General features: G+C 65.4%; 19 protein-coding genes. 18 read left to right on the top strand and 1 reads right to left on the bottom strand.

The features are described 5' to 3' along the window. The first annotated feature begins 19 nt into the window (after positions 1 to 19). The 18 genes from H9K76_RS08005 to H9K76_RS07920 all read left to right on the top strand — a co-directional run bounded on the left by H9K76_RS08005 (position 20) and on the right by H9K76_RS07920 (position 18,867). Positions 20 to 889 carry a branched-chain amino acid ABC transporter permease gene (locus H9K76_RS08005; protein ID WP_187599377.1) on the top strand — a complete coding sequence of 290 codons (870 nt, stop codon included), beginning with the start codon at positions 20 to 22 and terminating at the stop codon, positions 887 to 889. 3 nt (positions 890 to 892) lie between these two features. After that, entirely contained in the window at positions 893 to 1,909 is a 1,017-nt protein-coding gene (locus H9K76_RS08000; RefSeq protein ID WP_246475381.1) for a branched-chain amino acid ABC transporter permease, read from the top strand. Next, positions 1,909 to 2,691, top strand: coding sequence for an ABC transporter ATP-binding protein (locus tag H9K76_RS07995; RefSeq protein ID WP_187599376.1), 783 nt, complete (start codon positions 1,909 to 1,911; stop codon positions 2,689 to 2,691). The genes H9K76_RS08000 and H9K76_RS07995 overlap by 1 nt, the downstream gene beginning before the upstream one ends. Further along, positions 2,678 to 3,391, top strand: coding sequence for an ABC transporter ATP-binding protein (locus H9K76_RS07990; protein WP_187599374.1), 714 nt, complete (start codon positions 2,678 to 2,680; stop codon positions 3,389 to 3,391). Before H9K76_RS07995 ends, H9K76_RS07990 begins: the two co-directional genes overlap by 14 nt. 31 nt (positions 3,392 to 3,422) lie before the next feature. Continuing rightward, on the top strand, positions 3,423 to 4,454 hold the full coding sequence (locus tag H9K76_RS07985; RefSeq protein ID WP_187599372.1) for an amidohydrolase family protein: 1,032 nt from the start codon (positions 3,423 to 3,425) through the stop codon (positions 4,452 to 4,454). Between the two features lie 301 nt (positions 4,455 to 4,755). Beyond that, positions 4,756 to 5,760, top strand: coding sequence for a Bug family tripartite tricarboxylate transporter substrate binding protein (locus H9K76_RS07980; protein ID WP_246475380.1), 1,005 nt, complete (start codon positions 4,756 to 4,758; stop codon positions 5,758 to 5,760). 57 nt (positions 5,761 to 5,817) lie between these two features. Next, a complete protein-coding gene (locus H9K76_RS07975; protein ID WP_425489684.1) occupies positions 5,818 to 7,296 on the top strand; it encodes an aldehyde dehydrogenase in 1,479 nt (492 codons plus the stop codon). Positions 7,297 to 7,334: 38 nt separating this feature from the next. Beyond that, positions 7,335 to 8,225: an NAD(P)-dependent oxidoreductase gene (locus H9K76_RS07970; protein WP_187599370.1), complete on the top strand. Its 891-nt coding sequence runs from the start codon at positions 7,335 to 7,337 to the stop codon at positions 8,223 to 8,225. Between the two features lie 142 nt (positions 8,226 to 8,367). Further along, positions 8,368 to 9,102 carry an IclR family transcriptional regulator gene (locus H9K76_RS07965; protein WP_187599369.1) on the top strand — a complete coding sequence of 245 codons (735 nt, stop codon included), beginning with the start codon at positions 8,368 to 8,370 and terminating at the stop codon, positions 9,100 to 9,102. A gap of 301 nt (positions 9,103 to 9,403) precedes the next feature. Further along, positions 9,404 to 10,432, top strand: coding sequence for a Bug family tripartite tricarboxylate transporter substrate binding protein (locus tag H9K76_RS07960; RefSeq protein ID WP_246475378.1), 1,029 nt, complete (start codon positions 9,404 to 9,406; stop codon positions 10,430 to 10,432). 118 nt (positions 10,433 to 10,550) lie between these two features. Then, positions 10,551 to 12,098, top strand: a complete 1,548-nt coding sequence (locus H9K76_RS07955; protein ID WP_187599367.1) for an acyl-CoA carboxylase subunit beta — start codon at positions 10,551 to 10,553, stop codon at positions 12,096 to 12,098. Between the two features lie 12 nt (positions 12,099 to 12,110). After that, entirely contained in the window at positions 12,111 to 13,544 is a 1,434-nt protein-coding gene (locus H9K76_RS07950) for an acetyl-CoA carboxylase biotin carboxylase subunit (RefSeq protein WP_187599366.1), read from the top strand. Continuing rightward, complete coding sequence (locus tag H9K76_RS07945) at positions 13,537 to 13,791, top strand: acyl-CoA carboxylase biotin carboxyl carrier protein subunit (protein ID WP_343066323.1); 255 nt, start codon at positions 13,537 to 13,539, stop codon at positions 13,789 to 13,791. The genes H9K76_RS07950 and H9K76_RS07945 overlap by 8 nt, the downstream gene beginning before the upstream one ends. After that, complete coding sequence (locus H9K76_RS07940) at positions 13,788 to 15,920, top strand: 3-hydroxyacyl-CoA dehydrogenase NAD-binding domain-containing protein (RefSeq protein ID WP_187599364.1); 2,133 nt, start codon at positions 13,788 to 13,790, stop codon at positions 15,918 to 15,920. Before H9K76_RS07945 ends, H9K76_RS07940 begins: the two co-directional genes overlap by 4 nt. Beyond that, on the top strand, positions 15,917 to 16,330 hold the full coding sequence (locus tag H9K76_RS07935; RefSeq protein ID WP_187599362.1) for a Zn-ribbon domain-containing OB-fold protein: 414 nt from the start codon (positions 15,917 to 15,919) through the stop codon (positions 16,328 to 16,330). Before H9K76_RS07940 ends, H9K76_RS07935 begins: the two co-directional genes overlap by 4 nt. Continuing rightward, positions 16,327 to 17,499 carry a thiolase gene (locus H9K76_RS07930; RefSeq protein ID WP_187599360.1) on the top strand — a complete coding sequence of 391 codons (1,173 nt, stop codon included), beginning with the start codon at positions 16,327 to 16,329 and terminating at the stop codon, positions 17,497 to 17,499. The genes H9K76_RS07935 and H9K76_RS07930 overlap by 4 nt, the downstream gene beginning before the upstream one ends. Before the next feature lie 28 nt (positions 17,500 to 17,527). Next, positions 17,528 to 18,217, top strand: coding sequence for a 3-oxoacid CoA-transferase subunit A (locus H9K76_RS07925; RefSeq protein ID WP_187599359.1), 690 nt, complete (start codon positions 17,528 to 17,530; stop codon positions 18,215 to 18,217). Continuing rightward, a complete protein-coding gene (locus H9K76_RS07920; RefSeq protein ID WP_187599357.1) occupies positions 18,214 to 18,867 on the top strand; it encodes a 3-oxoacid CoA-transferase subunit B in 654 nt (217 codons plus the stop codon). Before H9K76_RS07925 ends, H9K76_RS07920 begins: the two co-directional genes overlap by 4 nt. Positions 18,868 to 18,947: 80 nt before the next feature. Here H9K76_RS07920 and H9K76_RS07915 read toward each other — a convergent pair whose 3' ends face one another. Continuing rightward, positions 18,948 to 19,598: a GntR family transcriptional regulator gene (locus H9K76_RS07915; protein WP_187599355.1), complete on the bottom strand. Its 651-nt coding sequence runs from the start codon at positions 19,596 to 19,598 to the stop codon at positions 18,948 to 18,950. Between the last annotated feature and the right edge of the window lie 202 nt (positions 19,599 to 19,800).

Genomic DNA, 19,800 nt, shown 5'->3' with positions numbered 1-19,800 from the left:
ATCGTTCGGGGATACCACCGTGGACTTTACTTTCTTGATTGGCCAGGCGTTGACCAATGGCCTCATCATCGGGCTCCTGTACCTGCTGATGGCCATTGGCTTCACACTGGTCTTTGGTGTGATGCGCGTCGTGAACTTTGCGCATGGCGAGTTCTACATGCTGGGCGCGTTCTCGGCATACGTGTGCGTCACGAAGCTCCAGCTGCCTTTCCTGGCGGCGGTGCTCGCCACGTTCGCCTTCACGCTGGTGATCGGCTGGATCATCGAGGTCGTGGTGATGAAGGGCTTCCGGGGCGACGAGCTCAACGGGATGATCGCCACCATCGGGCTGGCGATGATCCTGCAGAACGGCGCCCTCATGGTCTTCGGCCCCGATCCCCAGTCCATGCCGCCGGCAGCCGAAGGCGTGGTGTCGCTCGGACCGGTGATGCTGCCGATGTCACGCCTCTATGTGGTGGCGTTTTCGCTGGTGGTGCTGGTAGTGCTCTATGGGTTTCTCATGCACAGCAAGGGCGGCCGCGCGTTGCGCGCCGTGGTGCAGGACATCGAGATCGCCAACGCGCAGGGCATCCGCTCCCAGTTCATGTACCCGCTCGGCTTCGGCATCGGCGTTGCGCTGGCCGCCATCGCGGGTGCACTGATGGCACCGGTGTTCTCGGTGTCGCCCAGCATCGGCTCGACGCCCCTGCTCAAGGCATTCATCGTGGTGATCCTGGGCGGCCTTGGCAGCATCCCGGGCGCTGCGCTGGCAGCCCTGCTGCTCGGGGTTTTCGAGAGCGTTGCCAATACCTTCATGTCCAGCAGCTTCTCCGACATGCTGCTCTTCTGCTTCGTGATCCTGATGCTGATCTTCCGTCCCTCGGGGCTGCTGGGAAAGGCAGGTCGCTGAGCCATGACCACTTCCACCATGACCGACAAATCCATCCGGGGTGCAGGCCCCGGTACACCCACCCGCGACCGGGCGCCAGGAGGCTCCTGGAAAGCCTGGATCCCGGCACTGCTCGTGCTGTTCGCCACCCCCCTGCTGCTTGCCGGGAACGCCTTCTACATCCATCTCGCGGTGCTCATCTGCCTCAATATCATTTTCGTGAACGGGCTCGCACTCATCAACCGCACGGGACAGCTCTCCTTCTGCCACGCCGCATTGATGGGCATGGGTGCGTTCGTCGCGGTGATCTGCACCGTGCGCTTCCAGGCACCGTTCCTTCTCTCCGTGCTGGCAGGTGTCGCGGCTTCCATGCTGGCCGCCTACCTGCTCGGCGCGGTCATCCTGCGCCTGCAGGGCGTGTACTTCGTGCTCGTGACCTTCTGCTTTGGCGAACTGTTCCGCCTGGTGCTGCTGGAGGGGGGCGACATTACCGGCGGCGCCAACGGCATCGCCAACATTCCGCCCGCCAGCCTGCTGGGTTTCGCGTTCGACAGCAAGCTGTCGTTCTATGTCCTGGCGGCCGCATGTGCGTTCCTGTCGATCCTCTTACTGATCGCGCTGTTCAAGACCCCCAAGGGTAATTCGCTCGATGCCGTGGGGGACAACCCCGACCTGGCCGAGGCAAGCGGCATCAGCATCCAGGGCTCCCAGATGTTCGCCTTCGTGCTGGGCAGCGCGTTTGCCGGCTTTGCCGGGGCACTGCTTGCCCACTACCTCGGGTTTGTTTCTCCGGAGTCCTTCAACCAGCACATCTCCGTGGCCGCCATCATCATGCTGGTGATCGGCGGACGCGGCTCGGTGCTGGGCCCGATACTCGGTGCGCTCATCATGACGCCGCTGCCTGAACTGTTCCGCAGCGCCATCGAAACGCAGAACATCATGTATGGCATCACGTTGATCCTGGTGCTCAAGTTCCTGCCCAAAGGACTGGTTGGACTGGTCGGCGCAGCCTCCAGGTTCCGCAACGAGGGAGGCCGGTGATGGCAGGCACACTGCTCAAGGTCGAGGGCCTCTCCAAGACATTCGGCGGACTCGCCGCGGTACGCGACCTGAGCTTCGAGCTCAGGGAAGGCGAGATCGTCGGCCTGATCGGCCCCAACGGCGCCGGCAAGAGCACGGCGTTCAACATGATCAGCGGCTCGCTCGCCCCCACCGCGGGCAAGATCGTGTTCGCGGGCGAGGACATCACGGGCCGCAAGCCGAGCCACGTGGTCAGGCACGGGCTCGCGCGCACGTTCCAGTCCGCAACTGTCTACCCGAAATCGACGGTGCAGGAAAACATCTACCGCGGCGCGCTCTGCCACTTCGACATTCCCGTCTGGGCCCAGATCGCCCGCACCTCGGCCTACAGGGATGCATTGGACAGGGTTCGCCATGACGTGGACAAGGTGCTGGAGATCACGGGCCTTGCAGCCTACCGCCACGAGATCGCGGGCGAGCTGGCCTACGGGCACCAGAAGCGCATCGGCGTGGCCATCGGCCTCGCGACGAATCCGAGGCTGCTCCTGCTCGACGAGCCGGCTGCAGGCCTCAACCCCGAGGAATGCGCCGAATTCGGGCGACTCCTGAAGACATTGCGCGATGAGCACCGCATTTCACTGCTGTTCGTCGAGCACCACATGGCGCTGGTGATGGGAACCTGCGAGAAGATCATCGTTCTCGTGCAGGGACAGAAGATCGCCCAGGGAACCGCGGAAGAAATCCGCAACAGCCCCGCCGTGATCGAAGCCTATCTGGGAGTGGATGAAGATGCGCACGCTTGAAGTCAAGGACATCGTCGTCCACTACGGGCTGGTCGAGGCATTGCACGGCGTGAGCTTCCGGATAGATGCTGGCAGGATCGTCGCGCTGATCGGCTCCAATGGCGCCGGCAAGAGCACCACGCTCAAGGCGCTGATGGGCTTGAAGAAGCTCACGTCCGGATCGCTCATGCTCGACGGCCATCGCATCGATGGCACCCACTCGGCTCAGCGCGTGGGCATGGGCATTGCGCTGTCGCCCGAGGGCCGCCGCCTCTTTCCGAGGATGTCCGTATGGGAAAACCTGATGGTGGGCGCGCATACCGTGGGCTCCGCCGCCCGGCGCAGCCAATCGCTGGATCTCGTCTATGAGCTCTTTCCCCGGGTCAAGGAGCGATGCCAGCAGATGGCTGGCTCGCTCTCGGGCGGTGAGCAGCAGATGGTGGCCATCGGCCGCGCGATGATGTCCAGCCCGCAGATCCTGATGCTCGATGAACCGTCACTCGGCATTGCCCCCAAGATTGTCTCCGAGATCGCGCAGGCCATCCGGCGCCTGAACCAGGAGACCGGTATCTCCGTCATCCTGGTGGAGCAGAACGCACGCCTGGCGCTCAAGATGTCCGATGATGCCTATGTATTCGAGCAGGGCCTCGTGATCCGTTCGGGCTCGGGGCAGGAGCTGCTGAACGACGTGTTCGTCCAGAAGGCTTTCCTGGGCATCTGAATTTCCGAATCCGACTCCACACGGCCACCCCATGACCCATCACAGCCCCCTCCCCATCATCCCCCGGGCCGAAGTGCGGCCCGCCTGGCTCGCACAGCATGCCGAGGAAGCGCTGGAGCCGTCGCTTCCGATCATCGATCCGCACCACCACCTGGCGGACCACAACTGGGGCGGCTATCTGGCGGAGGACCTGCTGGCCGACGTGAGCTCGGGCCACCGCATCGAATCGACCGTGTTCATCCAGGTGGGCTTTGCCTACCGCGACAGCGGACCGGAACCCCTCAGGCCCGTGGGCGAGACCGAGCGCGTGGTGCAGATTGCAGGCCGGGCCAACGCGCTGCAGGACGGAACGCAGGTCTGCGCGGGCATCGTCGGTTTTGCGGAGCTCTCGCTCGGCGCGGGCGTGGAGGACGTGCTGGCCGCGCACATGGAGGCCGGTGGCGGCCGGTTCCGAGGCATCCGCTGCCATGCGGCCGCCCACGAGAAGTTCCAGTACGGAGTGATGAACGCACCGCCACTGCATGTCTATCTCAACCCCTGCTTCCGCGAAGGCTTCTCACAGCTTGCGCGCTTCGGGTTGAGCTTCGACTCCTGGGCCTATCACACCCAGCTGGACGAACTGGCGGATCTCGCCAAGGCCTTTCCCGAGACACCCATCGTCATCGACCACATCGGTGTGCCGCTGGGAGTCGGACCCTACGCGGGCCATCGCGACGCCGTGTTTGCCGAGTGGAAGGCGCGACTGCAACACATTGCCCGGTTGCCCCATGTCTTCATCAAGCTGGGCGGCCTGGGAATGAGCGTGTTCGGGTTCCCGTTCCACGAGCGGAAACAGCCGCCCACCTCTGCCGAGCTCGCCCAGGCCTGGAAGCCCTACATCCACACCTGCATCGAGATCTTCGGCCCGAAGCGCTGCATGTTCGAGAGCAATTTTCCGGTGGACAAGGGCACCTGCAGCTACCAGGTGCTCTGGAACGCGTTCAAGCGCATCACGGCCGGCATGTCCGCCGACGAAAAGCGGTGGCTCTATCGCGACACGGCTGCCAACTTCTACCGCCTTTGAATCCGTAGCGTAGATCACGCAGTCCCTCCTCAGGCGCCCGCGCGCGCCTCGCGCCGGCATGCCCGTGCGCGGCCTTGACGCCGGCAGCGCCCGCATTGGCCGGCCCTCACTTCCACCCGATCCATGCCTTGATTTTTCATTTGACACAAAGCCCTTCTCAAATTATTCTTTCAGACAGAACTTTAGTTCTATCAAAAAGAACTCTCATAAAAATCCGCCAACGAACCCCGTCGGCCCGCGGCGACTTGCTCCCGCATTCAACGGATGGTTCAACCTCGCAGCACACAGGAGACCCGCAGAAATGACGACACCAGGCCACCCCTCCCCGGCAAAGATCCATCGCAGGCAGGCATTGGGAGGCATGCTGCTGACCGCGCTCGCCCCCGGCCTGGCGTGGGCCCAGGCCCCCCAATTCCCTTCCGACACCGTGCGGCTGGTCGTGCCCTACGCCGCTGGCGGCGCCACGGACATCGTGGCCCGGGCCGTCGTGGACAAGCTGGCGGCCCGCTGGGGGCATGCCATCGTGGTGGACAACAAGCCCGGCGCGGGCACCACGCTGGCGGCGGCCCAGGTGGCACGCGGCGCGGGGGATGGCCACCTGCTCTACATGACCACCTCGGCGCACACCATCAGCGGCCTGCTGTACAAGAAGCTCAGCTACGACCCGCTCAAGGACTTCGCGCCGCTGACCCTGATCGCCAAGGTGCCCCTGGTGCTCGTGGTCCGGCCCACCCTGAATGTGAAGAACCTGGACGAATTCACCCGGTATGTGCAATCGAACGCGGACAAGGTCTCGTTCGCCTCCCCGGGCAACGGAACCGCCCAGCACCTCACCGGCGAGATGTTCAATGCCACGATGAAGACGCAGATGGTGCATGTGCCCTACAAGGGCGATGCCCCCGCCATCACCGATCTGATGGGCGGCTCGGTCGATGCGATGTTCGCCACGCTGACGGTCGTCCTGCCGCACATTGCCTCGGGCAAGCTCAAGGCGATTGCACTCGCCAACGGCAAGCGGATCGAGAAGGTCCCGGACATCCCCACCTTCGGCGAACTGGGCCTCAAGAACTTCGAGGCCGCCACCTGGTTCGGCGTGCTGGCGCCTGCCTCGCTCACGCCGGCACTGCGGGAGCGCATCTCCGGCGACATACGCGCCGTGGTCGGCCAGCCCGATCTCAAGGCCAGGCTCGTCGATCTGGGCGGCGAAGTGGTTTCCAGCACGCCGGCCGAATTCGACACCTTCATGCAGGCCGAATTCCGCAAATGGCAGGACATCGTGAAGCAATCCGGCGCCGTCATCAATTGAGCCGGAGCCACGCTCCTTCCCCCAGCCCTTTCCTGCAACGAGATAGAGACACCCACCATGTCCACGGAAAAGACAACAGACCTCCAGCCGATGCTCATCGGCGACCAATGGATCACCAGCGATACCGACGCGCTGGACTCCGTCAACCCCGCCAACGGCAGCATCAACTGCCGCATCACGACGGCAAGCGCCGCGCACGTCGATGCGGCGGTTTCAGCAGCGCGCGAGGCCGCATCGGCAAAGTCATGGCGCGACATGCTTCCCCACGTCAGGGCGCAGATCCTGGGGCGCATCTCCGACGGCATCCGCGCCCACTCTGACGAACTGGCGCGGCTGCAGATGATCGAGAACGGTAAGGTGCTGAGCGAATGCAAGGCGCAGGTCGCGAGCGCCGCCTCGACCTACCGCTACTACGCTGCCGTCTGCGAGACGCTGGGATCGGAAATCCCGCCATCGCGCGGCGACTACCTCTCCATGACGGCCTATGAGCCCTACGGCATCGTCGCGGCGATCACGCCATGGAACTCGCCCATGACCATGGAGGCGCAGAAGATCGCTCCCGCACTGGCCGCGGGCAATGCCGTGCTGCTCAAGCCCTCCGAGGTCACGCCCAGCGTGGGCCTGGCGGTGGCCCGCATCGCACTGGAAGCCGGCCTGCCCCCCGGCATCCTGAACGTGCTGCCCGGCAGCGGCGCGGTCACGGGGAATGCCATCATCCACCACGCCGGCGTGCGCATGGTCTCCTTCACGGGCGGCACGCAGACCGGACGGAACATCGCCACTGTCGCCGCGCAGCGCCTGATCCCCGTGGCCCTGGAGCTGGGTGGCAAATCGCCGCACATCATCTTCGACGACGCCAACCTGGACGCGGCCGTCAACGGAGTCGTGGATGGCATCTTCGAGGGCAGCGGCCAGTCCTGCGTGGCAGGCTCACGATTGTTCGTGCACCGCAAGGTGCTCGACCGGGTGCTGCAGATGCTGGTGGATCGCGCCAACGCGCTGCGCGTCGACCTGCCTGATGCTCAGGGCGCGCAGATGGGCCCCGTGGCCGGGTTCAGGCACCGGGAGCGCATCGAGTCCATCGTGGAGAGTGCCCGCCGGGAAGGCGGCGAGATTCTGGCCGGAGGCGTCCGCCCGGGCGAGGAACGCCTGGCTTCCGGCGCCTTCTACCGGCCGACCGTCATCACGGGCCTCGACAACCACGCCACCGCGGTGCGCGAGGAAATCTTCGGCCCCGTCCTGTGCGTGCTGCCGTTCGATGATGAGGAAGACCTGGTCTTCCAGGCCAACGACACGGCATTCGGGCTCGCCTCCGGTATCTGGACGGCCAACTACCAGCGTGCATGGCGCGTCGCGCGGGCCCTGGAGGCCGGCCTGGTGTGGATCAACACCTACAAGCAGCTCTCGATCGCCACTCCGTTCGGCGGCTTCAAGGAAAGCGGCATCGGGCGGGAAAAGGGCGTGACGGGCGTGCGCCTGTACCAGCAGAGCAAGGGCATCTACTGGAGCATGAACCCCGCCAACCTGCCGCTCTGACCCGGCAACCGAAAACAACAGCAAGGAAAGACAGTGATATGACGCAACCCACCGTAGGTTTCATCGGCGTCGGCGTGATGGGCGAGCCCATCTGCCGGCACATCGCCACCAAGAGCGGGGCTCCCGTGATCGCATCCGACCCCAACGCCGAGCCGCTAAAGCGGCTGGCCGCCCATGGCGTGCGCGCGGTCGGCCTGGACGAACTGACGGCGCAGGCCGACATCGTGTTCCTGTCCCTGCCCTCGGGCGAGGTCATGAAGCAGGTGGTCATGGCCCCCGGAGGCCTGGCCGGGCGCCTGTCCCGAGGGAAGACCATCGTGGATCTGAGCACTTCCTCCGTCGACGTGACGCTGGAGGTGGCCCGGCACCTGGAAGAAAAGGGCATCCACTTTGCCGACGCACCCGTCATGCGCACGCGCGCCGCTGCCGAGGCGGGTACCCTGGCCGTGCCCGTGGGAGGCAGCCCGGAGGTTTTCGAGCGGATCGAGCCCTTCATACGAGCCTTTGCGTCCGACGTCACCCACGCGGGCAATGTCAGCGCCGGCCAGGTCGTGAAGATCCTGAACAACATGGTCCTGTACGAAACCGTTCTGGCGCTCTCCGAGGCCGCCGCCATCGGGCGTCGCGCGGGCGTGCAGCCCGACGTGCTGTTCCAGGCATTCTCGACGGGGTCCGCGGACAGCTTCGCACTGCGCAACCACGGAATGAAGGCCATTGCCCCGCAACTGTTCCCGGAGAAAGCCTTTCCGGTCAGCTATGCCCGCAAGGACATTTCCTACGCCGTGGCCCTTGGGGAGCAGGTCAATGTGGACCCGACCGGGGCGCGCAACCTTCTCGACACGCTGCAGAAGGCCATCGACGCGGGCCATGGGGACAAATATGCCCCGGCCATCAGCCTGCTGTTCGAAAGCAGCCCCCTGCCAGCATAGGAGCCGTGCGGCAGCCCCGCTTGGCTCTGCGCGGTGTGAACTTGCGATAACATCGATCCGCCCTGCAGAACATCGCTCCTGATACGCGACGAATGCAGGCATCCGCCTGCCTGCAGTAGCTCTTCCAAGATTGTTGTCGACCATGTCCCAAGCCGAAATCACCGACCTGTCCGAGCCCCCATTCGGTGATGGCGGCGGGGTGGCGGCCGTGGACCGTGCCCTGGTCATCGCCGGCGTGCTCGCGCGCACGGCGACGCCCATGACGCTGTCGGAGCTTTCGCAAGCCACGGGCTTCTACAAAAGCACGCTGCTGCGCCTGCTGACCTCGCTCGAACGCTCCAATCTGGTGACGCGTCGCACCGACCGACGCTATGCGCTGGGCTCTCTTGCCTTTCTTTTCGGACGAGCCTTCGACGCGTCGAACGGCCTGCGGGAGAACCTGGTGCCGATCCTCCAGTGGCTGGTCGAGCACGGCACGGAAAGTCCGTCGTTCCACATCCTCCACGGAGCGGACAGCCGTCTCTGCCTCTTTCGCCAGGATTCGGGGCACTCGACCCTGGACCGCGTCCGGGTGGGCGACGTCCTCCCGCTGCGGCGGGGTGCGGCGGGCAAGGTGCTGCAGGCCTATGCCTTCGATACACCGAGCTTCACGCCCCAGAGCCAGTTCGTCTTTACGTCCTTCGGCGAGCGTGACCCGCTGTGCGGCGCCGTTGCGGCTCCGGTCTTCGGGCCCAACAACATGCTGCTGGGCGCCCTGTCGCTCTCAGGCCCGCTGGAGCGCTTCTCGCCCGCAGCCGTGGATCGGATGAGTGCCCTGCTGCTCACCGCCTGCGAACGCGCCACGGAGGCCATGGGCGGGACCTGGCCCCGGCCATAGCGCATGGATAGGGCATAGGGCCCTGGTCGACCCGATCCGCTGAACACGCCGCTCCCGGCGCTTTCGTCCCCCTCCTCCTTTTCGTTCGTGCAGCGCACGGAAGGCAGGGGGTGCTCGGCTGCGCCCGCGAATCGGACTCGAGGGTCATTGGCCGCGCGCATGCCATCGCTCTCCGCCCCGGCGCCTCGGTGCCTCGTCATGGCCGGCAAGGGTTTGTACCCAATTCTTTTTCGTTGACTTTGGCGCGTTTCTATTCAAAACTTTAAAAAAGAGAACATAAGTTCTGTCAAACAGAACAACAATGAAATCATCCATTCATGAACAGGAGACCATTGCAGTGAAGCCGTTCAAGCACCTCATTCTTGCCAGCGTCGCCGCCGCGGCATGCGCGGCCATGGGCACGGCCTCGGCGCAGACGCCGGGTTACCCGGGCAAGCCCATCCGATTCGTGGTGGGTTTCAGCGCGGGCAATTCGATCGACTCGGTGGCGCGCATCATTGCGCAGCACATCACCAGCAAGACAGGGCAGGCCGTGGTGGTCGACAACAAGACCGGCGCCAACGGCATGCTGGCCGCAGCCGAAGTGGCACGCGCCCAGCCCGACGGCTACACCATCCTGATCAGCAACTCGAGCACCATCACCGTCAACCCATCGCTCTACAAGAAGATGTCGTACGACGTGAAGAGGGATTTCGCCCCCGTCTCGCTCGTGGTCTCCGTGCCCTTCATCCTCACCGTGAATCCACAGAATGACCCGGTCGGCACCGCGCCCAATCTCAAGGCCATGCTGGATCTCGCAAAGGCCAGGCCCGGTGCGTATTCCTATGGTTCGGCCGGGGTCGGCAACCTCACGCAACTGAGCTATGAACTGCTCAACGGCATGGCGGGCGTGAAGATGACTCACGTGGCGTATCGCGGCACCGCACCCGCGCAGGTGGCCGTGCTCGCCAAGGAGGTCGATTCGACCTTCGACAATCCCTCCTCCGTTCCCAAGATCAAGGCCGGCCAGTTGCGGGCGCTGGCGGTCACCTCCGCGCAACGCTGGCACGAACTGCCGGACGTTCCGACGATCGCAGAGGCGGGCTACCCCGGCTTCGACATTTCCTTCTGGGTGGGCGCCCTGGCCCCGGCACAGACGCCGCCAGCCATCGTCAAGACCCTCTCCGACCTGATCGCCACCGCCGCGCAGGATCCCGAGGTCAAGGCCAAGCTCGCGCAGCAGGGCAACATCCGCATGCTCGCTCCCCAGCAATTCGAGACCCAGATCGACAGCGAGACCCGGCAGTACGCCGACATCATCCGCAAGGCCAACATCGCACTGAGCGAGTGAGCCGACGATCCGCCAACCGGACAGCGGCGCCCCGCGCACAGGGGCCGGCCGCATGTCATAAACCGACGCAGACAAGCAACGCACGCCACGGGCATGCAACACATGGGAGCACAACAAGGTGGCCTGGGAAAAAGAAATCGACGAACTCGCACGCAGAACCGAACTTTCGCAGCGCATGGGCGGGGCGGAAAAGCTCAAGCGCCATCGCGACGCGGGCAAGTTGCCGGTGCGCGAGCGCATCGCGGCGCTGGTCGATGACGGCTCGTTCCGCGAAGTCGGCGGCCTCGCCGGCACGGGCAGCTATGACGAAAGCGGCGAGCTGACCGACTTCACCCCATCCAACCTCATCATGGGCCGCGCGCGCATCGAGGGTCGCCCGGCCGTCGTCATGGGAGACGACTTCACCGTGCGCGGGGGCGCCAATGACGGCGCGGTCGGCGACAAGATGATCGTGGCCGAGCAGATGGCACATGACCTGCGCATTCCGCTGGTGCGGCTTGTCGATGGCACCGGAGGCGGAGGCTCGGTCAAGAACATCGAACTCAAGGGCCACACGCTGCTGCCCAGGCTGAAGTCATGGCCCTATATCGCCCGCAATCTGGCGACCGTGCCGGTCGTGGGGCTGGGACTCGGCTCGGTGGCAGGCCTCGGTGCGGCGCGCGTGTCGGCCAGCCACTACTCCGTGATGGTCAAGGATACGGCCCAGCTTTTCGTTGCAGGGCCGCCCGTGGTGGCACGCACCGGCCAGACCATCGACAAGAACGATCTCGGCGGCAGTCAGATTCATACGCGCAATGGCGTGGTCGATGACGAGGCGGAGTCCGAGGCCGACGCGTTCGCGCGTGCGCGCCGCTTCCTCTCCTACCTTCCTTCCTCGATCTTCGAGTTGCCGCCGCGCGCCGAGGCCGGCCGCCATGCCGCCGAGAACCAGCAGGCACTGCGCAATGCGATTCCCGAGAACACCCGCTCGGTCTACAAGATCCGCACCATCGTGGAGACGCTGGTGGATGCCGGCTCGTTCATGGAGATCGGCCGGCACTGGGGCAAGGCCATCGCGGCAGGCCTGGCCCGCATCGACGGCTGGCCGGTCGTCATCGTCGCGAGCGATCCCTACCACTATGGCGGCGCCTGGGATCGCCAGACCGCAGAGAAGTACATGCACATGGTGGATCTGGCCGAGCAGTTCCACCTGCCTGTCGTGAACCTGGTGGACGTGCCCGGATTCCGCATCGGCCTCGACGCGGAAAAGGAAGGCGTGATGCGGGCCGGCGTGCGCGCACTCACGGCCATCGCGCAAAGCACCGTGCCCTGGTGCACCATCATCATCCGCAAGGCCTTCGGTGTTGCGGGTGGCGGACACCAGAACGCGGATCGCTTCAACTTCCGCTATGCGTGGCCCTCTGCGCAATGGGGATCCCTGCCCATCGAAGGCGGACTCGAGGTGGCCTACAAGGCCGAGATCGAGGCCTCGTCCGACCCCGAAGCCACACGCGCCCGGATCGAGAAGCGTGTGCGCGGCCTCACCTCGCCCTACCGCAGCGCGGAAGCCTTCGTGGTCGAGGACATCATCGACCCGGCCGAGACCCGCGCCGCACTCGTAGAGTTCGCCCATATCGCTGCGCCGCTGCGCCAGGCGGGCCCGGCACGCTTTGGCTATCGTCCCTGAGGTGCGCAGCGAATGAACACAGCCTCCCCTGCCCACGCCGCCACCCTGCGCCCGCTGCGCCGCATCCTTGTCGCCAACCGCGGCGCGGTGGCCGCCCGCGTGATCCGCGCTGCCCACCGGCTCGGCCTTGAAGCCGTGGCCATCCACTCCACGGCCGACGCCGGACTCCCCTACCTGCGCGACGCCGATGCCGCCATCTGCATCGGCGAGGGACCGGCCACACAGAGCTATCTCGACCAGGACGCCGTGCTGCAGGCCGCCCGTGACTGCGGCGCCGATGCCATCCACCCCGGCTACGGCTTTCTGTCGGAGAACGCGGATTTCGCCGAACGGGTGGAGGCCGCCGGCCTGTGCTTCATCGGTCCATCGCCGCGCTGGATTCGCGAGCTGGGCCACAAGACCGCCGCGCGTGCGCTCATGCAGCAGCACGGCATGCCCATGACCCATAGCAGCGACCTGCTGCCCGCCGACATCGATGCGGTCATCGCCACGGCGGACGCCATGGGATACCCGCTGATGCTCAAGCCCGCCAACGGCGGCGGCGGCATCGGCATGCTGCCGGTGCGCGGCCGAGCCGAGGTCGCCGATGCGCTGCGCCAGGCGCAATCCACAGCGGCCAAGGCCTTCGGCAGCGCCCAGCTCTATTTCGAGACACTGATCGAATCGCCACGCCATGTGGAGTTCCAGTTTCTTGCCGACCGCTACGGCAATGTGCGTTGCCTGCACGAGCGCGACTGCTCGGTGCAGCGCCGCAACCAGAAGGTCGTGGAGGAGGCCCCCGCGCCCGGCATCGACCGCGCGGAAGTCGAGCAGATGGGACAGCGGCTCGCCTCGATCCTCGGCGGCATGGGGTATGACGTGATCGGCACCGTGGAGATGCTCTACACGCCGTCCACCGGCTTCACGTTCCTCGAGGTGAACACCCGCCTGCAGGTGGAGCACGCGGTGACGGAAGAGGTCACGGGCATCGACATCGTTGCGGCGCAGATCCGCCTTGCGTCGGGAGAGCACATCGATTCGGTCCTGCCCCCACGGATCGCCGCCAGCGGCCACGCGGTCGAGGCACGGATCTATGCCGAGGATCCCGTGCGCTTCTTCCCATCGCCCGGAACGCTTGCGGCCTTCCAGGCGCCCGAGGCGCCGGGAATCCGCGTGGAGACGGGCTACTGCGAAGGCGCGCGCGTCTCCTCGTTCTACGACCCGATGATCGCCAAGGTCATCTCCCATGGCGCTGACCGTGCCGACGCGATCCGGGGCCTGCGCAGCGCGTTGGAAACATTCCATGTGAGCGGCGTGAAAACCAATATTCCCTTCGTGCTGCGAATTCTCGAAGATGAGGAATTCGTGGCCGCGCGCCTGCATACGCAGCTTGGCATGCGCCTTGCCGCCACCCGGCCGCAGGCCATGCCGACGCCTCAGTCCGCACAGGCCACGGCCCGTGCCTGACCCTTTCATCTCCATCGAACCCTACGACATCATGACCAACGCCCTCAAGTCACCCCTCTCCGGCCGCATCGTTGCACTGTGCGCCGAGCCCCAGTCCTCCGTCGCTCCCGGCGACACGCTCCTCATCGTGGAATCGATGAAGATGGAGATCCCAGTGGAGGCAGAAGCGTCCGGAAAGGTCGCGAAATTCCTGGTCGAGGTGGGAGACGACGTCACCGAGGGACAGGCCCTCGTGGAGCTGCAATGAGCAACGCAGCCTCCAGCCACACACCCTTCACGCGGCACGGCCGCGTGGCGGTCATCACCTGGTCCAACCCGCCCGTCAACGGAATCTCCTTCGCACTGCGCCAGCATGTGACGGCGGGCCTGGACGCGGCGCTGGCCGATGCGGACATCGATGCCATCGTGCTCACCGGCGACGGGCGCATGTTTTCCGGTGGCGCGGACATTCGCGAATTCAACACGCCCAGGAGCACGGCCGAACCCACCACACCGCAGCTCATCATGCGCATCGAGAACTGCGCCAAGCCGGTTGTCGCCGCCATTCACGGTTCCGCGCTTGGCGGCGGCCTGGAGCTGGCGCTCGGCTGCCACTGGCGCGTGGCGCTGTCCGATGTCAGCGTGGCGCTGCCCGAGGTGAAGCTGGGCCTGCTGCCCGGCGGCGGTGGAACGCAGCGCCTGCCGCGGCTGATCGGTGTGCCAAAGGCTCTCGACTGGATCGTCACCGGCCGCACGATACCGGCGCCGGATGCACGGGAGGCCGGTGTGCTCGATGCCCTGTTCGATACCGACCTGATCGGGAACGCCGTCGCATTCGCATCGAAGCTCGACAACACCACCGGGCTGCGGGCCACCGGCAAGCTGCCGGTAAGGGTTCCCGCCGATGCGGCCGATCTGTTCGGGAAGGCACGCGAGCATGCCCGCAAGACCGCGCGTGGCATGGACGCCCCGCTGCAGTGCATCGCCTGCGTGGAGGAATCCACGCGCAGCACGCTGGAGGAAGGCCTCAGGTTCGAACGCTCCCGCTTCATGGAGCTCGTCAACGGCACCCAATCGAAGGCCATCCGCCATCTGTTCTTCGCCGAGCGCGAAGCCGCCAAGCCGCCGCGCGATGCGCAGGACGCCACACTGCGCGATGTGCGGCGCGTGGGGGTGATCGGCGCCGGGACCATGGGCACGGGTATTGCAATGGCCTTCGCCAACGCAGGCTATCCGGTGACGCTCGTCGAAGTGGCCGATGCGAATCTCCAGAAGGGTCTCTCCACCATCCAGCGCAACTACGATGCCACCGTGAACAAGGGCAGGCTTGCGGCGGAAGTCGCGCAGGCGCGCATCGACCGCATCCACGGAACGACCGACATGCGGCAGCTCGCCGACATGGACCTGGTGATCGAGGCCGCCTTCGAGGACATCGCGGTCAAGCACGGCCTTTTCCGGCAGCTCGACCAGATCGTGCGCCAGGGCGCGATTCTCGCAACCAACACTTCGCGCCTCGACATCAACGACATCGCAGCGGTCACCACCCGTCCCCAGGACGTGGTGGGCCTGCATTTCTTCAGCCCCGCGAACGTGATGAAGCTGCTGGAGATCGTACGCGGCAGCGCCACGGCAGCCGACGTGCTTGCCACCGTGCTGCATGTCGCCAAAAAGATCGGCAAGGTGCCCGCTGTGGTCGGCGTGTGCGACGGCTTTGTCGGCAACCGCATGGTCAGCCCCTACACGCGCGAGGCACACTTTCTTCTGGAGGAAGGCGCGACCCCGCAGCAGGTAGACCAGGCACTCGAGCGTTTCGGCCTGGCGATGGGACCGCTGCGCATGGGCGACATGGCGGGCCTGGACATCAGCTGGGCCGCACGCAAGCGGCTCGCACCGACCCGGCCCAGGCACATCCGCTATTGCCATATCGCCGACCGCCTGTGCGAATCGGGGCGCCTCGGCCAGAAGACAGGCGCAGGCTTCTATCGCTATGAAGCGGGCAGCCGTGCGCCCATCCCCGACCCCAAGGTCGAGGAGATCATTAACGCCTGCGCCGCGGAATCCGGCATCACGCGCCGCGCCATCACCGACGAAGAGATCATCGAGCGCACCATGTATGCGCTGGTCAACGAGGCCGCACGCATTCTCGAAGACGGTGTCGCGCAGCGCGGCAGCGACATCGACGTGATCTATGTGAATGGCTACAGCTTCCCCGCGGTGCGTGGCGGCCCGCTGTTCCACGCCGATACCGTGGGCCTGCCCAGGGTGCTCGAGCGCATCCGCGAATTCCACCGCGTGCATGGCGAACTATGGACACCTGCGCCGCTGCTTGAGCGCCTGGTGGCCGAAGGCCGGCCGATCTCCACCTACGAAGTTCCTGCAGCAATGAGGACCGCATGACCCATGAGCTCCCCCCTTCCGCATCGGCAGCACCCGCTGGCCCGGACGCGGTCTTTCAGGACTATCTCGCGCAAGGTGAATTCCGCATCCAGCAATGCGGCAGTTGCGCGCGCCATCTTTTCTATCCGCGTGTGCTGTGTCCGCATTGCGGCGGCACGCAGCTCAGTTGGCGCCAGGCCAGCGGCAAGGGCACGGTGTATGCATGCAGCGTGGTCATGGGCAAGCCGGGAACGGACAGCGACTACGCCGTGGTGCTGGTCGACCTGGAGGAAGGCGCACGCATGATGAGCCACGTGATCGGGTGCGACCAGCACGCCGTGAAGATCGGCATGCCGCTTCGTGCCCGTATCATGGAGCGCGACGGCAAGCCGCTCGTGGTCTTCGAGCCCGCGAACGGAGGTATGCCATGAGCCTGAAGGATCTACGCGGAAAGTCCGCGATCGTCGGAGTGGGACAGGCCGGCATCGGCGAAGCACGCGGATTCTCCGCGATGGAGATTCTCGCGCAGGCGGCCACCCGGGCCGTCGCCGATGCGGGCCTCACGATGCGGGACATCGACGGCCTCGCCACCTGCAGTTCGGCCGCCAGCATGTGGGCGTTGCCCGTCGCCGAGTACCTGGGTCTGCGCCCTCAGTTCATCGACAGCACCATGCTGGGTGGATCGAGCTTCATCGCGCACCTGATGCCTGCGATGATGGCTCTCGAGAGCGGACAGTGCACCGCCGTGCTGGTCTGCTACGGCAGCACGCAGAAAACCGGCACGTTCTCGCGCAAGGGCATGACCGAGGCGTTCAGGCTGGTCGACCCGCTGCCCTACGAGCATCCATACCAGCCCATGCTGCCGCCCACGGCCTATGCACTCGCAGCGTCTCGCCACATGCATGAGTTCGGCACCACGCGCGAACAGCTCGCGGAGGTCGCTGTCGCCGCGCGCCGCTGGGCTCAACTCAATCCTGAAGCGTACATGCGCGATCCCCTGAGCATCGACGACGTGCTCGGCTCGCGCATGATTTCCACACCGCTCACGGTCCGCGACTGCTGCCTTGTCACCGATGGCGCGGGTGCGTTCGTTCTCATGCGTGCCGACCGTGCCAGGGCACAGAGGCAAAAGCCCGTCTACGTGCTCGGCAATGCAACCGCCGTGTGGAACCGGCAGATCTCCAGCATGGAGAACCTGACCGTCACCTCGGCCAGCGAATCGGGCAGGCGCGCCTTCGAGATGGCAGGGCTGAAGCCCAGCGACGTGGACGTGGTCGGCCTCTATGACGCATTCACGATCAACACACTGCTGTTCCTTGAAGACCTGGGCTTCTGCAAGAAGGGCGAGGCCGGCCCGTTCGTCGAGAACGGCGGCATCGCCCCCGGCGGTCGCCTGCCGGTCAATACCAACGGCGGCGGACTCTCCTGCGTGCACCCGGGCATGTATGGCATCTTCCTCGTGATCGAGGCCGTGCGCCAGTTGCGCGGAGAATGCGGCGAGCGGCAGGTTCCGGACGCGAAGATCGCCCTGGCCCATGGCAACGGCGGCACGCTGTCGAGCCAGTCCACCGCCCTCTTCGGGCTGGAGGAAACACTGTGACGCGTGGTCCCCTCCAAGGAGTCCTCCCATGCTGAACAAGGTCGTGGAATCGGTGCAGCAGGCCGTGCGCGATGTGCAGGATGGAGCGGTCATCATGATCGGCGGTTTCGGGATCTCCGGCGTGCCGACCGAGCTTGTCTGCGCCCTGCTCGACCAGGGTGCGCGGGAGCTCACCATCGTCAACAACAACGCGGGCAACGGCAAATATGGCCTGAGCCAGTTGATCGAGGCGGGCCGCGTCCGCCGCATGGTGTGCTCGTTCGCGCGCAACTCCAACCCCAAGGTTCCCAATGCCGAGGCATTTGCCGAGTGGTATCGCACCGGCAGGATCGAGCTCGAATGCGTGCCGCAAGGCACCATGGCCGAGCGCATGCGCGCCGCCGGCTCGGGACTCGGCCCGTTCTTCACGCCCACGGCCTACGGCACCACGCTGGCCAAGGGCAAGGAGACACGGGTGATCGACGGCGTGGGCTACGTGCTGGAAAACCCGCTGCACGGCGACTTCGCTTTCGTGAAGGCGCAAAGCGCGGATCCCTGGGGCAACCTCATGTTCCGCAACGCCGAGCGCAACTTCGGCCCCGTGATGTGCATGGCATCGAAGACGGCCGTGGCGCAGGTCGACGAGATCGTTCCGCTCGGCGCCTTCGAGCCCCAGAATGTGATGACGCCCGGCATCTTCGTTCAGCGTGTCGTCCAGGTGAAAGCAGCACAGCCATGACCACCACCCCACCCTTCAAGCGACTCACCCGCGAGGAAATGGCCGCGCGCGTCGCCAACGACATTCCCGACGGCAGTTACGTGAACCTGGGCATCGGCATTCCGACGCTGATCTCCAAGTGCCTGCCCAAGGACCGCGACGTGATCCTTCACAGCGAGAACGGCATCCTCGGCATGGGGCCGGGGCCCGCCGACGGCACCGTCGATCCCAGCCTGCTGAACGCCAGCAAGGAGCCCGTTTCCCTGCTCCCCGGCGCATCGATCTGCGACCACAGCATGTCGTTTGCGATGATGCGCGGCGGCCACATCGACGTGTCGGTGCTCGGGGCATTCCAGGTCGCGGGCAACGGTGATCTGGCCAACTGGGACACGGGCGCGCCCGATGCCATCCCCGCCGTGGGCGGCGCGATGGACCTCGTGGCAGGAGCCAGGCAGGTCATCGTGGTGATGGAGCACACCACCAAGGACGGCCAACCCAAGATCGTCGAGCAATGCACCTATCCGCTGACCGGCGCGGGCGTGGTGGACCGTATCTACACCGACTGCGCGGTGATCGACGTGACACCCCGCGGGCTCGTGGTGCGCTCGATGATCGAAGGCATGACGTTCGAGACGCTGCAGGCAATGACGGGTGCTGCCCTGACCCTGTGAACGACTCGCCGCAGTACCGGATGGGCCCGGTGCAAGATGCTTCGCCAGGCCCGGCAGCCCCGGGGCTGGGTCGCATCCCGTTATCTCAGATGCTGAAGCGCATTCATCGTTGAGTTGGCGGCATGCTCGCTCATGGCCCGGGCCGCGGCGGCACCGTCGCGCGCCATGATGGCGTCCACGATCTTTCCATGCTCGTCATTCGAGTGGGCGAGCCGGTTTTCCGTCACGAAGAACACCCTGGAGCGAAACGGTGCCAGCCGCTGGCGCAACGTCCTGGCGATTTCCTCCAGCGTACGGTTGTGGGCACCCGCGTGGATCTGGGCGTGAAATTCTTCGTTCAACTGGGCATAGGCCTTCTCGTCGCCCCGGTTCTTCGCGTCCATGGCCTGCAGATGCAGGTACTCGATCTGCTTTTGCTCCGACAGCGCCGCGCGCAGGGCGCACAGCTTGGCGCACAAGGCCTCCACCTCGCCCGCTGCCTCAAAGAGCCCGCTGAGCTCCGACGAGTCCACGGCCGCGACCGAAAAGCCTCTGCGCGGCAGATATTCCACCAGCTTGGTCGATGCCAGGTGCTGCAGGGCATCGCGAACCGGGCTGCGGGACACATTGAAGCGCGTGGCAATCGACTGCTCGTCCAGCCGCTCGCCGGGGCTGAACTTGTGCATGACGATCTCTTCCGCCAATTGCTCGGAGATGGTCTGAGAGAGAGTTTTTCCTGCAGTGCTGCTCATGTGGACACCTGTGGCGACTGTGCTTCCCTAATGTGCACAAAATTCAGATTTTGAGTGCATTTTATGTTTCTTCGCAAAAGTATCACCCTTTGAACGAGAAATTGCATGGAATTTTTTGCTTCTCCCGCCCTCACCACCGCCCGTGCGTTTTCCGAACCATTGTTTGGCGTGAAGTTTTCACCGGCCTGACGCCCCTGACCGC

Origin of the sequence: Diaphorobacter ruginosibacter (genome assembly GCF_014395975.1) — a bacterium.
Classification (GTDB): domain Bacteria; phylum Pseudomonadota; class Gammaproteobacteria; order Burkholderiales; family Burkholderiaceae_C; genus Diaphorobacter_A; species Diaphorobacter_A ruginosibacter.
The sequence above is the reverse complement of the archived record's forward strand: the minus strand, read 5'-3'. Positions and strand labels throughout refer to the sequence as shown.

Excerpts from the sequence above, each read along its gene's own strand:
- H9K76_RS07925 (WP_187599359.1), top strand. The coding sequence starts at position 17,528 with ATGCTGAACAAGGTCGTGGAATCGGTGCAGCAGGCCGTGCGCGATGTG.
- H9K76_RS07965 (WP_187599369.1), top strand. The coding sequence starts at position 8,368 with ATGTCCCAAGCCGAAATCACCGACCTGTCCGAGCCCCCATTCGGTGAT.
- H9K76_RS07970 (WP_187599370.1), top strand. The coding sequence starts at position 7,335 with ATGACGCAACCCACCGTAGGTTTCATCGGCGTCGGCGTGATGGGCGAG.
- H9K76_RS07940 (WP_187599364.1), top strand. The coding sequence starts at position 13,788 with ATGAGCAACGCAGCCTCCAGCCACACACCCTTCACGCGGCACGGCCGC.
- H9K76_RS07995 (WP_187599376.1), top strand. The coding sequence starts at position 1,909 with ATGGCAGGCACACTGCTCAAGGTCGAGGGCCTCTCCAAGACATTCGGC.
- H9K76_RS07950 (WP_187599366.1), top strand. The coding sequence starts at position 12,111 with ATGAACACAGCCTCCCCTGCCCACGCCGCCACCCTGCGCCCGCTGCGC.
- H9K76_RS07920 (WP_187599357.1), top strand. The coding sequence starts at position 18,214 with ATGACCACCACCCCACCCTTCAAGCGACTCACCCGCGAGGAAATGGCC.
- H9K76_RS07915 (WP_187599355.1), bottom strand. The coding sequence starts at position 19,598 with ATGAGCAGCACTGCAGGAAAAACTCTCTCTCAGACCATCTCCGAGCAA.
- H9K76_RS07960 (WP_246475378.1), top strand. The coding sequence starts at position 9,404 with ATGAAATCATCCATTCATGAACAGGAGACCATTGCAGTGAAGCCGTTC.
- H9K76_RS07935 (WP_187599362.1), top strand. The coding sequence starts at position 15,917 with ATGACCCATGAGCTCCCCCCTTCCGCATCGGCAGCACCCGCTGGCCCG.
- H9K76_RS07980 (WP_246475380.1), top strand. The coding sequence starts at position 4,756 with ATGACGACACCAGGCCACCCCTCCCCGGCAAAGATCCATCGCAGGCAG.
- H9K76_RS08000 (WP_246475381.1), top strand. The coding sequence starts at position 893 with ATGACCACTTCCACCATGACCGACAAATCCATCCGGGGTGCAGGCCCC.
- H9K76_RS07985 (WP_187599372.1), top strand. The coding sequence starts at position 3,423 with ATGACCCATCACAGCCCCCTCCCCATCATCCCCCGGGCCGAAGTGCGG.
- H9K76_RS07930 (WP_187599360.1), top strand. The coding sequence starts at position 16,327 with ATGAGCCTGAAGGATCTACGCGGAAAGTCCGCGATCGTCGGAGTGGGA.
- H9K76_RS07975 (WP_425489684.1), top strand. The coding sequence starts at position 5,818 with ATGTCCACGGAAAAGACAACAGACCTCCAGCCGATGCTCATCGGCGAC.
- H9K76_RS07990 (WP_187599374.1), top strand. The coding sequence starts at position 2,678 with ATGCGCACGCTTGAAGTCAAGGACATCGTCGTCCACTACGGGCTGGTC.